Here is a 13815-nt window from a genome sequence, read left to right on the forward strand (position 1 = left end):
CATCCGGGGTAACCCGGGTGAGCAATCGACAGTAAACCGGCAGCAACCGGACACCGGGTGAAACGTCTTGCGGGGTGAAGAGGAATTTCCGGTTCGCAGGTAACGTCGAATCGCTCACCGGCGCTGTTCTGCGTGGGAGAAGCCGGTGCGGGGGACAAGTGGAGGTAAGACCGTGATCGAGCGCCGTACGGTGTTCAAGGCCGTTCTCGCGACCGGCGCGGCGGCGCTGGCCGCCGCGTGCTCGGGCGGCAGCAACGACGGCACTGCGGTGCCGCAGGGCGGGAGCGGCGACAACGGCGGCAAGCCGGTCGCCCCGGTGGCGAAGCTCACCGCGACCCCGGCCGTCGGGGCCAAGGACGCGAGCGTGCGCGAGCCGGTGGTGGTGAAGGTCACCGAAGGCAAGCTGACCGAGGTCAAGCTCACCAACGAGGGCGGCGACGAGATCAAGGGCGAGATCGCGCCCGACGGCCTGTCCTGGACCAGTTCCGAACCGCTCGGCTACGGCAAGACCTACAACTACGCGGCCAAGGCGACCGGCAGCGACCAGCGGCCCGCCGAGCTCAAGGGGTCCTTCGCCACGGTCAGCCCGGCCAAGACGGTGCGCGCCACGCTGAACCCGGGCGACGACGCCGAGGTCGGCGTCGCGATGCCGATCAGCGTGAAGTTCAACGGGGCCGCCCCGAAGGACCGCGCCGCCGTCGAGAAGGCGCTCAAGGTCAAGACCAGCAAGGACGTCGAGGGCTCGTGGGCCTGGCTGTCGGCGAACCAGGTGGACTGGCGGCCCAAGGAGTACTGGCCCGCCAACACGACCGTCGAGGTCGAGGCGAACCTGTACGGCGTCGACCTCGGCGGGGGCGTCTACGTGAAATCGGACGTCAGCACCAAGTTCAAGATCGGCCGCAACCAGGTGGTCAAGATCAACACCCCGGACCATGTGATGAAGGTCTACCGCGGCGGCGCGGAGAGCGCGAGCTACCCGTGCTCCAACGGGCTCGACTCGGACGTCCAGCGCAACACCCCGAACGGCACCTTCATCATCATGTCGAAGGAGCCGCACGCGGTCTTCGACAACGCCCGCTACGGCTACACCAACGTCAACAAGAAGTGGGCCTGCCGGTTCTCCAACCACGGCGAGTTCATCCACGAGAACCAGGACAACGCGGCCGCGATCGGCAAGACGAACAACTCGCACGGCTGCGTCAACCTGCTCGAGGCGGACGCCAAGGCCTACTTCGACACGGCGATGATCGGCGACCCGGTCGAGGTCACCGGTTCGCGGCTGGGCAGCCCGACCAACTCCGACGTCAAGGACTGGTTCTACGACTGGTCGACGTGGAAGTCGCTCTCGGCCGCGAAGTGATCCACTAGCCGTCTGCTAACAAGTAGAAGTGAACACTGAGGTAACCGGGGCAGGCGGCGTGCGGATCGCACTGCGCGTCGAGGGCCCGGAGAACGCGCGTCCGATCGTCTTCGTGCACGGCTGGGCCCAGTCCGCCGCGGCCTGGTCCGCTCAGCTGGCCGATCCGGCGCTGAGCGGGCAGTTCCGGCTCGTCGCGATGGACCTGCGCGGGCACGGCGGCTCCGACGTCCCCGACAGCGGTTACGACGACCCCGCGCAGTGGGCGGGCGACCTCGCCGCGGTGCTCGACTTCGCCGGTCCGGACGCGATCGTCGTCGGCTGGTCCTACGGCGGGCTGGTGATCGTCGACTACCTGCGCGAGCACGGCACCGCACGGCTCGGCGGCATCGTGCTGGTGGGCGCGATCACCGAGATTGGCCGCAAGCGCGAAGGCGGCGCGACCGGGCCGATCATGCGGGCCGCGCTGCCCGCGGCGCTCTCGGACGACGCGGAGGTGGCGATCCCCGCGCTGGTCGAGTTCACCCGGGCCCAGGCCACTCCAAAGGTGCCTGGTGCGTACGCGCAGGCGATGCTCGGCAGTTCGCTTTCGGTGCCGCCCGCGGTGCGTGGCGCGCTGTTCCGGCGGGACATCGGCAGTGGTGACGTGCTTGCCGCGGTCGACAAGCCGGCGCTCGTCGTGCACGGTTCGGCCGACGGTGTCGTGGATCCTTCGGCGGCAGAGTATTCGGCCGGGAAGATTCCGGGGGCGGTCCTGCGTTGGTTCGTTGAGGCCGGGCATCTGCCGTTCGTCGAGGAGCCGGAGGACTTCAACTCCGTGCTGCGGCGGTTCGCCGGGGACGCAGCCGAGTAGCAGGAGTGACCAGGTGACCCTCAAGGGATTCATCGCTGAGCCGCGCCGGATCGCGGTCTTGTCCGTGCACACCTCCCCGCTCGAGCAGCCGGGCACCGGCGACGCCGGCGGGATGAACGTGTACGTCAGCCAGACCGCGCAGGAGATGGCGCGGCGCGGCATCGAGGTCGAGGTCTTCACGAGGGCGACCTCGTCGGAGCAGCCGCCGCTGGCCGAGCTGGCTCCCGGCGTCACGGTGCGGCACGTGCCGGCCGGGCCGTTCGAGCCGCTGGCGCGCGACGAGCTGCCCGCGCAGCTGTGCGCGTTCACCTCGGGCGTGCTGCGCGCGGAGGCGTTTCACGAGCCGGGCTACTACGACCTGATCCACTCGCACTACTGGCTGTCCGGACAGGTCGGCTGGCTCGCCCGCGACCGGTGGGGCGTGCCGCTCGTGCACACTGCGCACACGCTGGCGAAGGTCAAGAACGCGTTGCTCGCCGAGGGGGACAAGCCCGAGCCGCGGACGCGCGTGATGGGCGAGGAGCAGGTCGTCGCGGAGGCGGACTGCCTTGTCGCGAACACGCAGGTCGAGGCTCGGCAGCTGGTCGATCTCTACGGGGCTGCCACGCACGCGGTGCACGCCGTACCGCCGGGCGTCGACCTCGAGCGGTTCACGCCCGGCTCGCAGCTGGACGCGCGTCGCGAGCTGAACTTGTCGCCGGACGCGGTCGTGCTCGCGTTCGCCGGACGGATTCAGCCGCTCAAGGCTCCGGACGTCCTGTTGCACGCGGCGGCGGAAATGCTGCGGCAGCGGCCGGAATTGGCGTCGCGGCTGGTGGTTTTGGTGGTCGGCGGACCGTCCGGGACCGGGTTGGAGCAGCCGCAGGCGTTGCGGGAACTGGCGGTGTCGCTGGGCATTGCCGAGCAGGTGCGGTTCCTGCCGCCGCAGACCGGATCGAAGCTGCGCACGGTGTTCCGCGCGGCCGACGTCGTCGCGGTGCCGAGCTACAACGAATCCTTCGGTCTGGTCGCGCTCGAAGCACAGGCGTGCGGTACGCCGGTGGTGGCGGCGGAGGTCGGCGGGCTGCCGGTCGCGGTGCCGCACGGGGTTTCCGGGCTGCTGGTCCCGTCGCACGGCGCGGCGGAATGGGCCGACGCGCTCGCCGCGGTCGCGCTGCGGCCGGACCGGCGGGCCGAACTGGCGGCCAACGCGGTACGGCACGCGCAGCGGTTTTCCTGGCGGCGCACCACGGATTCGCTGCTGGACATCTATGCTCAAGCGACCAGAGCGTTCCGGCAGGCGCTGGAACTGCGGGCGGAGGTGGCAGTGTGAGCCTTGACGCGACTATCAAGTCCACTTTGGACTCAAGTGGGCTCAAATACGACCGTCGCGGCGAAGGCCGTTATTTCGTGACGTTGCCGGGAACCAAGAAGCTGCAGACCAACTGCTGGCTCGTGGACGGCGACCACGCGTTCTCGGTGGAGGCGTTCGTCTGCCGCCGTCCGGACGAGCGGCACGAGGACGTGTACCGGTTCCTGTTGCAGCGCAACGCCCGGCTCTACGGCGTGCACTACACAGTGGACAGTCTCGGCGACATCTACCTGGTCGGCCGCTTCGGCAAGGAGACGGTGACCGAGTCCGAACTGGACAAGATCCTCGGCCAGGTGCTCGAGGCCGCCGACGGCGATTTCAACATCCTGCTGGAAATCGGGTTCGCCACCTCCATCAAGCGCGAATGGGACTGGCGGGTTTCGCGCGGCGAATCGCTGGCGAACCTCGAGGCGTTCAAACACCTCGCCGAACCCGCCGGAGGGCACGAACCGGGGTTGACCGAGTCGTAACCGATTCCGTGCAACGGGTCCGCCCGGTCGCTTCGTCTCACCGCCAACGACTGGAGGGAGACGGGAATGCGGACTCGATGGAGATACGTGCTCGCGGGAGCCGCGGTGCTGCTGCTGGCCGGATGCAGCGGCGGCACCAGCGCGGATTCGGCGAGGTCGGCTGTCGCGCCCGCGCAGCGGCAAGAGCAGGGGGCGGCACCGAAGCAGGGCAACGCGCAGGCGTCGGTGCCCGAGCCCGGCGCGACTGATCGCAAGCTGGCGCGCAGCGCACGGCTGGAACTGACCACCCCGAAGACCGACGAGGTCGTGTCCCGCGCCAAGGCGATCGCGACCGGCGCGGGCGGCTACGCCGGGCAGGAGAGCGCGACGGACGATTCCGCGTCGCTGACCTTGGCCGTGCCCGCGGAGAAACTCGACGGCGTGCTGGAGCAACTGGGCGGGCTCGGCCAGGTGAAGCGGCGGGAAATCAGCGCACAGGACGTGACCTCGCAGGTGGTCGACGTGGACGCGCGGCTGGCGACCCAGCGGGCGAGCGTCGAGCGGATCCGCGCGCTGCTGGCGAAGGCGCAGTCGGTGTCCGAGATCGCGTCCGTCGAGAGCGAGCTGACCAGCAGGCAGGCCACGCTGGAGTCGCTGGAGCGGCAGCAGGCGTCGCTGGCCGGGAAGGTCGCGATGGCGACCGTGTCGCTGTCAGTGAGGAAGCAGGCAGCCGCGGCGGCGGAGGAGACGGGCGGCTTCCTCGCCGGGCTGTCCGGGGGATGGGACGCGTTCGTCGTCTTCTGCAGCGGGCTCGTGCGCGTGCTCGGAGTTTTGCTGCCGTTCTTGATCGCGTTCGGGATCCCGGCGGGCGCGGTGTTCTGGTGGCTGCGGCGGCGGAAGGCCAGGCCCGCGGAGTGAGGGGCTGGCGGAACGGCTCGAGGGAGGGGGGAGTCGCGATCTCGAGCCGTCCCGCTGCAGGTCCCGCCTTGCTGGACCCGGTGACGAGGGGGATGCCAACGGGGCCGGCGGGCCGCGGCTCGGCAGGGGGGAGACGAGCCGCGGTCACTGCCCGTGATCAGCCGGGAGTGCGTGGAATCCGGCTGAGCGGGACATGCCCAACCTGTCAGATGTCGACCAGTAATCACAAGACTACTGGTTACTCCGTTCGAGTGAACTTTGCTGACGGGGATAACAGTGTGCAGCGTCTTGCACTCTTTGGCCTGCTTGTCGGCAACCCGGCTGCGCGTCGGGTGAAGGTGTTACTCCCGGGTAACGCACTCTGGGTAGAGGGGTGGACGCACTACTGGCGGCGCGGACCCGTTCTGGCAGGCTGATGGCCATGGCCGAACTTGGGACCCTGGTGCTGCTGCGGCACGGGCAGAGCACGTGGAACGCGGAAAACCTGTTCACCGGCTGGGTGGACGTGCCCCTTTCGGAGACCGGCGAGCGCGAAGCGCGCCAGGGCGGGCAGCTGCTCGCCGAGGCGGGGCTGCTGCCGGACGTGGTGCACACGTCGCTGCTGCGCCGGGCGATCAGCACGGCGAACATCGCCCTCGACGCCGCCGACCGGCACTGGATCCCGGTCAAGCGCGACTGGCGGCTCAACGAGCGGCACTACGGCGCGCTGCAGGGCAAGAACAAGAAGCAGACGCTGGACGAGTTCGGCGAGGAGCAGTTCATGCTCTGGCGCCGGTCGTACGACACGCCGCCGCCCGCCATCGACCCGAAGGACGAGTTCAGCCAGTCCGGCGACGCGCGGTACGCCGACCTCGGCGACCAGGCCCCGCTGACGGAATGCCTGAAGGACGTCGTGGCCCGGCTGCTGCCGTACTGGGAGTCGGCGATCGTTCCCGACCTCAATGCAGGCCGCACCGTGCTGGTGGCCGCGCACGGCAACTCGCTGCGCGCGCTGGTCAAGCACCTCGACGGGATCTCCGACGACGCCATCGCCGCGCTGAACATCCCGACCGGCATCCCGCTGCGCTACGACCTGACCGCGGACCTCAAGCCGGTCAAGGCGGGCGGCGAGTACCTGGACCCGGAGGCGGCGAAGGAAGCCGCCGCCGCGGTCGCGAACCAGGGGCGCTGAGCCCTTCCGCTGCTGGCCTGCTCGTGAGCGGCGTTGCCGGTGAGAACCGGACTTGCCGCTCACGAGCACGGCGGCGGGGGCCGCTTCTAGCCGCCGCTCACGAGCCCTCGCCGGATAACGCCCGGATCCCGGACACCTTCCACTCGGTGCCCTGCCGGACGAGGTCGAGGTGGACCGGCAGCCGGTTTTCTCCGGGGTTCTGGCCGCCGCTCGTCGTCACCAACGCCGACAGCACCGCCGACGCCTTGGTGCCGTCCTGGCTGAGTTCGGTCAGCGCGGCGGTCGAATCCGCGCCGAAGGCCGCCTTCTTCCCGGTCTTGCGGATGCTGTCCACGGTTTCCTGGCGGCTCTGCCGGAACTGCGACAGCAGCGGGTCGGCGGCCACCTTTTCCCATTTCGCGTAGCTGCCGTCGATGTCCTTCGGGTCGATGGTCATCAGGATCCCGCCATCCCGGACGGCCGCGTCGACAGCGGCGTCCCGGGTCGTCGCGAGGCTGTCTGCGGGGCTGGGCGCGGCGGTGAGCTTTCCGCGCGGGTCGAAGTTCAAATCTTGCAGCTGCCAGTGCCCGTTCGCCTTGCCCGCGGTGACCAGGATGAGCGCGACGCCCTGATTTTTGGCTCCGTCCGGGCGTTTGCTGTGCTGCGCGGCCACCACCAGCATCCGCGCGTGGTCCGGGGTCAGCTCGGCCAGACCGGTTTCGAGCACCTGCGTCTGCGTGGTGACCGGCTCGGTGCGGACCTCGGCGAAGGTCTTGTCGAACTGCGCGCGGGCCCCGCCGGTCAGATATTCCTGCTCGGTTTTCGCGACCTCGTCCGGCTTCGTGGAGTCGTAGCTGAACGCCGTCTCCATGGCCTTTTTGACGCCGGACACCGCGTCGCTGGTCGCCTTGGCGTCCACATAGGCCACATTCGGCGGTGCGGGAGCGGGCGCGGGCGACGCGGGTTGCTGGGAGGCGGAGCATCCGGCGGTGAGCAAGGCCGCGGCGAGAACGGCGCGCCTCACAGCAGGCCCGCCTCCCTCGCGAGAGCGCCTGCTTGGAACCGCGACGTCGCACCCAGGACATCCATCAATTCGGCCACCCGCCGACGGTACGTCCGCAGCCCGACGCCCATCGCCCGGGCCGCCTTCTCGTCGGTGGAACCGGAAGACAGCAGGTCCAGCAGCTGCGGCGTGTACTGCCGCAGCTCGGCGAACCGCGTTTCGTACGCCTCCATCGCGGTCGACGAGCGCCAGGCGGCCTCGAACAGCGACGAGATGCCCCGCACCAGATCCGGGGCGGTCACGACGTTGTAGCCGGGGCCGGCGGCGAGGATCGCGACGCGGCCGTCGAGCAGGATCGTCTCGTTGATCTCGTGGTCGCTGATCCGGACTTCCGCGCCGAGCCGCTGCAGCATCCGCAGGTGCTCGGCTCCCGCCGGGTCGAGCATGACTCGCGACAGGTAGACCTTGCGAACCCGCAGCTTCCGCTCTTTCGGCAGCTCCTGGGCGAATTTCTGCATCGCGGACCAGGTGTGCAGGTCGTTCGCGGCGCAGGCGAACTCGTCGGCTCCGGCGAGCAGGTGTCCGGCGCGCTCGACCAGTTCTCGCTCGTCGCGGATGCTCGCGACTTCCTCGGCTCGGGGCACGTCGTCCAGTGTTCCCGCGTTGGCAGCTTGCTGCCAAACCCGCCGCGGCGGCCGGCCGCGAAGCACGCTGGAGACATGACCGAAACGACACTTCCCGCCGCCGCCGCGGGCACCTGGCAGCTCGGCTCCCGCACCGTCAACCGGCTCGGCTTCGGTTCGATGCGGCTCGGCGGTTCGCTCGACCCGAACGCACCGGTCGACGCCGACCGCGCGATTTCGGTGCTGCGCCGGGCCGTGGAACTGGGCGTGAACCACATCGACACCGCGGCGTTCTACTTCGGAGCCACCTGGTCGGCCAACGCGTTGATCAAGGCCGCGCTCGCCCCGTACGGCGACGACCTCGTGCTGACCACCAAGGTCGGCCCGTCGCGCGACGAAACCGGCCAGTTCCGGCCGTTCGCCCGCCCCGACGAACTGCGCGGCCAGGTCGAGCAGAACCTGCGCGAACTCGGCCGCGAGCGCATCGACGTCGTCAACCTGCGCATCGGCACCGGCCTCGACCGCGGCACCGGTTCGCTCGCCGAGCACTTCGGCGCGCTGGCCGAACTGCGCGCCGAGGGACTGATCGGCGAGCTGGGGATTTCCAACGTCAGCGCCGAACACCTCGCCGAGGCGCAGGCGATCGCGCCGGTGGTGTGCGTGCAGAACCAGTACGGCCTGTCCGCCCGCCGCGAGGACGACGAACTGCTGCGGCTGTGCGGCGAACAGGGCGTGGCGTTCGTGCCGTTCTTCGCGGTCGCGAGCGGACAGTCCGACGCGGGCGAGCGGGTGGCCGAGGTCGCGCGGCGGCACGACGCGACGGACGCTCAGGTGCGGCTGGCGTGGACGCTCGCGCAGGGCCCGCACGTGCTGGCGATCCCCGGTACGGGTGACCCGGCACACCTGGAGCAGAACGTCGCCGCGGCGGCGCTCGAACTCACCGACGAGGACCTCAAAACCCTCGAGGACCATTCAGCACGCTGAACACCGAGCGCGTCGATTTGGCCGGAAGGTCTCGATCGGGTGAACAGGGTCTGACCCCGAGGCGAATATGTACCCCTCAGGTGTCACTCGCCTCACGACAGGGCTTCCAGGACTAGGCCGGAAGGCTACCGGGATGCTTACGATTCCCCCGTGACCACGCCTGTTGTCCTGCTGACGGCCATCGGCGCTCTTGTCGTCGGCGCGGTCGCCGGTTTCCTCGCGGCCAGGGTGCGAGCCCGGCGCGAGGCGGCCCGGCCCCTCGGCCCGACCGTCGCCGAGCTCCTGATGAGGCTGATCCGCTCGTCCAACAACGGCGTCATCGTGCTCAACCGGTTCGGCGACCTCGTGCTGCACAACCCGCGGGCGTACGAACTCGGCCTGGTCCGCGTCAACCAGGCCGATCCGCGGGCGCGCAAGGCCGCCGAGCAGGTGGTCGAGACCGACGAGCCGATGGAGGTCGACCTCTCGCCGCTGGAGAGCCGCGGCCGCCGCCAGCCGGAGGCGGTGCTCGGCGAGGTCCGGCCGCTCGGCGACGGGTTCACCGTCGTCGAGGCCGTCGACCACTCCGAGGCGATCCGGCTGGAGGCGGTCCGCCGCGACTTCGTCGCGAACGTCAGCCACGAGCTCAAGACCCCGGTCGGCGCGATCGCGCTGCTCACCGAGGCCGTGCTGGACGCCGCCGAGGACGTCGAGGAGGTCCGCCGCTTCGGCGGCAAGATCCTGCGCGAGTCCACCCGGCTCGGCCAGCTCGTCACCGAACTCATCGCGCTGTCCCGCCTCCAGGGCGCCGAACGGCTGCCGGACCTCAACGTGGTCGAGGTCGACGCCGTCGTGCGCGAGGCGCTCGGGCGCACCACGCTGTCCGCGGAATCCGCCGACATCACCATCACCACCGACACCCCGAGCGGCCTGCTCATCGAGGGCGACCGGACGCTGCTGGTCACCGCGCTGTCGAACCTGCTGGAGAACGCCGTCGCGTACTCGTCGGCGGGCAGCCCGGTGTCGATCTCGCGCCGGCTCGCTGACGGCATGGTCGAGATCGCGGTGACCGACCGCGGCATCGGCATCGCCGAGGACGAGCAGCAGCGCGTGTTCGAACGCTTCTACCGGGCGGACAAAGCCCGTTCGCGCGCCACCGGCGGCACCGGCCTCGGACTGGCGATCGTGAAACACGTCGCGGCCAACCACGGCGGTTCGGTCGGCCTGTGGAGCCGTCCCGGCACCGGGTCGACGTTCACCCTGCGCATCCCCGCGCACGTGCGCACCGAACCCGCCGACACCGCACGCAAGGCCGCGCCCGCGCGGCCGGACAAGACCCCCGAGCGGACACCCCGGCTCGTGGCAACCGGGCAGGAAGTCTCCAGCCCAGACCATGGAGGAAACCTGTGACGAGGGTTCTCATAGTCGAGGACGAAGAGTCCTTCGCCGACCCGCTCGCCTTCCTGCTGCGCAAGGAGGGTTTCACCGCGGCGGTCGCGGTGACCGGCCAGCAGGCGCTGGAAGAGTTCGACCGCAACGGCGCGGACATCGTGCTGCTCGACCTGATGCTGCCCGGGATGAGCGGCACCGACGTGTGCAAGCAGCTGCGGCAGCGCTCCGCGGTGCCGGTGATCATGGTGACCGCGCGCGACAGCGAGATCGACAAGGTCGTCGGGCTGGAACTCGGCGCCGACGACTACGTGACCAAGCCGTACTCCGCGCGCGAGCTGATCGCGCGGGTGCGCGCGGTGCTGCGCCGCGGCGGCGAGCCGGGCAGCGACGGCGAACTCGCGCCGCTGGTGCTGTCGGCCGGGCCGGTGCGGATGGACGTCGAACGGCACGTGGTGACCGTGGACGGCGGCGAGGTTTCGTTGCCGCTCAAGGAGTTCGACCTGCTGGAGTACCTGCTGCGCAACGTCGGCCGGGTGCTCACCCGCGGCCAGTTGATCGACCGGGTGTGGGGCGCGGACTACGTCGGCGACACCAAGACGCTCGACGTCCACGTGAAGCGGCTCCGCTCGAAGATCGAGCCGGACCCGGGTTCGCCGCGGCACCTGGTGACCGTGCGCGGGCTCGGCTACAAGTTCGAGACCTGAGCGGTCTCCCGGCGGAATGCGGGGTCCGCCGGGACAACCGGTCCGTGAAGGGCTCCTTGCGGGAATCTGATTCCTTCAAGGAGTCCTTCACGGCTTTTGTCCGGGTTTCTGCGCACACCGTGCCGGATCGCGCACGCTGAGTCGATGTTGATCCGAGTGGAGTTGGTTACAGTTTCGAGACCTGGCGCTGGGACCGGTACGCTGAATCCTCGTGCGCCTAGGGGTACTCGACGTCGGTTCCAATACCGTCCACTTGCTCGTGGTCGACGCCCACCGTGGCGCCCACCCGACCCCGATGCACTCCGAGAAGACGATGCTGCGGCTGGCCGAACAGCTCACCGGCTCCGGCGAATTGAGCCGTCCCGGCGAGGACGGCCTGGTCCGGGCGGTCGAATCGGCCAAGGCCGCGGCCGCGCGGCTCGGCTGCGAGGACGTGCTGGCGTTCGCGACGTCCGCGGTGCGCGAGGCGAAGAACTCGGCGAAGGTGCTGGCCAGGGTAGGTGCCGAGACCGGCGTCAACCTGCGCGTGCTGTCCGGCGAGGACGAGGCGCGGCTCACCTTCCTGGCGGTGCGCCGGTGGTACGGCTGGTCGGCCGGGAAACTGCTGGTGCTGGACATCGGCGGCGGGTCGTTCGAGGTCGCGATGGGCCGCGACGAGGAACCCGAACTCGCCGAGTCGCTTCCGCTGGGAGCCGGGCGCACCACCCGCACCCGCTTCCGCAACGACCCGCCCACTCGGTCCGAGGTCGTCGCGACGTCGGCCTGGCTCGAGGACCAGCTCGCCGGGCTCGCGAAAAAGGTCGCCGGCCAGGGCCTTCCGGACCGGGTCGTGGCGACGTCCAAGACGTTCCGCTCGCTCGCCCGGCTGACCGGGGCGGCCCCCTCGGCGGCGGGCCCCCGCGTGCGCCGTACGCTCACCGACACTGCCCTTCGCCAGCTCATCGCCTTCATTTCGCGGATGACCGCCGCGGATCTGGCCCAGCTGGAAGGCGTCAGCGGGAGCCGGTCGCACCAGCTCGTGGCGGGCGCGCTGGTGGCGCAGGCCGCGATGCGGGCGCTCTCTCTCACGGAGTTGGAGATTTGTCCCTGGGCGCTGCGAGAGGGTGTCATCCTGCGGCGGTTGGACCACGCCAATGGGTCGGACGAAACTGGAACCGCGATCTCCGGCGTTTCGGCGAGCGGGGAGGACCGGTGACAGCAGCGGACTGGACTTGGCCGACGAAGACCAGGCACGGTGAAGAGGTGACGGACATGCACTGCACGGTGTCGATTGCGCGCGGCTCCGGAGGCGGGTGTGCCCGAGTGACCACAACCAACCCCGAGCGCGCTTTGGACAGCACGGTATGACGGACCAGACCGGCGGCGACCAGCCCCAGAAGACCGTGGCCGAACTGCTCGCCCAGCACGGGCAGCAGGTCGACGGCGGACGGCGACGCAGGCGCAGGGCGGCCGATGACGAGGACGAGGCCGCCCCGCGGCGCTCGGGCCTCACCGACACCGGACCGCAGGCGATCATCGACCGGGTGGCGTCCGAGGGCGGCACCCCGCCGCCTCCTTCGCGTCCCCCGGGCGGCCGCCGCCGTCCGGACGCGGCCCCGCGGCCCGGTCCGCAGGAATCGGGCCAGTACCCGCGTCCCGGGCAGCAGCCTTCGGGCCAGTACCCCGCGCCGCAGGACGCCGGGCCGCCGCCGATGAACGGCCAGCCGTCGGGGCAGTACCCGGCTCCGAACGGCCAGCAGGACTCCGCGTACGTGCGTCCGCCTGCTCCGCCGCAGGAGTCCGGGCAGTACCCGCGACCTGCCAACGGCCAGCAGGACTCGGCCTACGTGCGCCCGCCCGCGCCGCCGCAGGAGTCGGGCCAGTTCGCCCGTCCCGCGCCGGGTCCGCAGGGCACCGGCTACCTGCGTCCCGCCGCACCGCAGGACTCCGGTTACGTGCGTCCGCCCGCTCCGCCGCAGGAATCCGGGCAGATGCCGGTGCCGCCGCGCGGCCGTCCGCCGCGTCCGCAGGCCGCCGACGAGGAGACTCGCGGCGCGGTGCCGCCGGTCCGCCGTCGGCCGGCGCCGCAGGCACCGCCGCCTCCGCCGCAGGACGGTGGCTTGGCTGCCCGGCTCGACGGTCTCGACGGCGACGCCCCGGAACCGCCCGCGCCGCCGATGGCGAGCGGTGCGTTCCCCGCGCCTGGCGCCCCGCCGGCCCCGAACCGGCCGAGGCGGGCTCCGGCCCGTCGTCCGGCTCCGAAGCAGGAGCCGCACACCGAGCAGTTCGACGCGATCGACGGCCCGCCCGCTGACGGCGTCGCCGAAGACGCGCCCCCAGCGGGTCTCGCCGGCTGGCGCCAGCGTCGGCAGGCGGAACAGCTGGAGGACACCGAGGTCGGCATGATGCCGGCCGTTCCGCCCGCTGGTGCGGAGCCGGAACCGGCCGAGGAGTACGCCGAGGACGACTACGTCGACGACGGCTACGAGGACGAGTACCCGCCCGCCGCCGCGGACTACGACGCGGGCCCGCCGACCGCGGGCTACCCGGCCCCGATGCCGTTCGCCCCGGGCGCCAAGGACCCGGTCGACGACGACCTGGCCGAGTACGAGCGCGAGTTCGCCGAGCCGTCCGGTTACCCCGACGGCCAGCCGGACTTCGAGGGCGACGACGGCTACGGGTACGAGCACGCCGAGGGCTACGAGCACGCCGACGGTTACGCCGAAGGCGACGAGTACGACGACTACCCCGAGGAAGCCGTCGCCGAGGACGCTCCGGAGGCCGAAGCCGAGCCGGAACCCGAGGTGTCCGCGGGCAAGCAGTGGCTGACGCTGGCCGGGCAGCTCGCGCTGGGCGTCGTCGGCGGTGCCGCCGTGTGGCTGGGCTTCAACTGGCTGTGGGTCAACCTCGCGCCCGCCGCGCTCGTGGGCGCGCTGCTGGTGATCGTCGCGCTGGTCTGGATCGTGCGGAAGATCCGCCGTGCCGAGGACCTGCAGACGACCCTGCTGGCGATTCTCGTCGGGTTGGTGGTGACGGTGTCGCCCGCGGCGCTGTTGCTGGTGGCCAAGTAGTC

Annotated in this window: 13 protein-coding genes; 11 read left to right on the forward strand and 2 right to left on the reverse strand. The window is 70.8% G+C overall.

The window, feature by feature from the left end; all coding sequences use genetic code 11:
- Window positions 1–172 precede the first annotated feature (172 nt).
- From WA670_RS06630 to WA670_RS06655, 6 genes are all read left to right on the forward strand, one after another.
- Window positions 173–1360, forward strand: a complete 1188-nt coding sequence (locus WA670_RS06630) for a L,D-transpeptidase (protein ID WP_134733633.1) — start codon at window positions 173–175, stop codon at window positions 1358–1360.
- 28 nt (window positions 1361–1388) lie between these two features.
- Window positions 1389–2210 carry an alpha/beta fold hydrolase gene (locus WA670_RS06635; RefSeq protein ID WP_134733635.1) on the forward strand — a complete coding sequence of 274 codons (822 nt, stop codon included), beginning with the start codon at window positions 1389–1391 and terminating at the stop codon, window positions 2208–2210.
- A gap of 13 nt (window positions 2211–2223) precedes the next feature.
- A complete protein-coding gene (mshA, locus tag WA670_RS06640) occupies window positions 2224–3522 on the forward strand; it encodes a D-inositol-3-phosphate glycosyltransferase (RefSeq protein ID WP_167754382.1) in 1299 nt (432 codons plus the stop codon).
- Window positions 3519–4031 carry a YbjN domain-containing protein gene (locus WA670_RS06645; protein ID WP_134733637.1) on the forward strand — a complete coding sequence of 171 codons (513 nt, stop codon included), beginning with the start codon at window positions 3519–3521 and terminating at the stop codon, window positions 4029–4031. The genes mshA and WA670_RS06645 overlap by 4 nt, the downstream gene beginning before the upstream one ends.
- Window positions 4032–4097: 66 nt before the next feature.
- Window positions 4098–4928 (forward strand): DUF4349 domain-containing protein, encoded by an 831-nt coding sequence (locus WA670_RS06650; RefSeq protein WP_134733639.1) that lies wholly within the window; start codon window positions 4098–4100, stop codon window positions 4926–4928.
- A gap of 421 nt (window positions 4929–5349) precedes the next feature.
- Window positions 5350–6099 carry a phosphoglyceromutase gene (locus tag WA670_RS06655; RefSeq protein ID WP_134733641.1) on the forward strand — a complete coding sequence of 250 codons (750 nt, stop codon included), beginning with the start codon at window positions 5350–5352 and terminating at the stop codon, window positions 6097–6099.
- A gap of 97 nt (window positions 6100–6196) precedes the next feature.
- On the opposite strand, the gene WA670_RS06660 is transcribed toward WA670_RS06655, so the two are convergent.
- Complete coding sequence (locus tag WA670_RS06660) at window positions 6197–7102, reverse strand: hypothetical protein (RefSeq protein WP_240691514.1); 906 nt, start codon at window positions 7100–7102, stop codon at window positions 6197–6199.
- Window positions 7099–7725 carry a response regulator transcription factor gene (locus WA670_RS06665; protein WP_134733643.1) on the reverse strand — a complete coding sequence of 209 codons (627 nt, stop codon included), beginning with the start codon at window positions 7723–7725 and terminating at the stop codon, window positions 7099–7101. The genes WA670_RS06660 and WA670_RS06665 overlap by 4 nt, the downstream gene beginning before the upstream one ends.
- A 75-nt stretch (window positions 7726–7800) precedes the next feature.
- Between WA670_RS06665 and WA670_RS06670 the strand changes: the two genes are divergently transcribed.
- The 5 genes from WA670_RS06670 (at window position 7801) to WA670_RS06690 (ending at window position 13813) form a co-directional block, all read left to right on the forward strand.
- Window positions 7801–8688 (forward strand): oxidoreductase, encoded by an 888-nt coding sequence (locus WA670_RS06670; RefSeq protein ID WP_037818822.1) that lies wholly within the window; start codon window positions 7801–7803, stop codon window positions 8686–8688.
- Window positions 8689–8838: 150 nt separating this feature from the next.
- The gene (locus WA670_RS06675) at window positions 8839–10077 is read left to right on the forward strand and encodes a sensor histidine kinase (protein WP_134733645.1); all 1239 of its coding nucleotides are present in this window, start codon (window positions 8839–8841) and stop codon (window positions 10075–10077) included.
- Window positions 10074–10763 carry a response regulator transcription factor gene (locus tag WA670_RS06680; RefSeq protein ID WP_009071942.1) on the forward strand — a complete coding sequence of 230 codons (690 nt, stop codon included), beginning with the start codon at window positions 10074–10076 and terminating at the stop codon, window positions 10761–10763. The genes WA670_RS06675 and WA670_RS06680 overlap by 4 nt, the downstream gene beginning before the upstream one ends.
- 211 nt (window positions 10764–10974) lie before the next feature.
- Window positions 10975–11958 (forward strand): Ppx/GppA phosphatase family protein, encoded by a 984-nt coding sequence (locus WA670_RS06685; protein ID WP_037818825.1) that lies wholly within the window; start codon window positions 10975–10977, stop codon window positions 11956–11958.
- Between the two features lie 148 nt (window positions 11959–12106).
- The gene (locus WA670_RS06690; RefSeq protein ID WP_205673410.1) at window positions 12107–13813 is read left to right on the forward strand and encodes a phage holin family protein; all 1707 of its coding nucleotides are present in this window, start codon (window positions 12107–12109) and stop codon (window positions 13811–13813) included.
- Window positions 13814–13815: the final 2 nt, after the last annotated feature.

Source organism: Amycolatopsis sp. VC5-11, from assembly GCF_037034185.1.
GTDB lineage: Bacteria > Actinomycetota > Actinomycetes > Mycobacteriales > Pseudonocardiaceae > Amycolatopsis > Amycolatopsis nivea.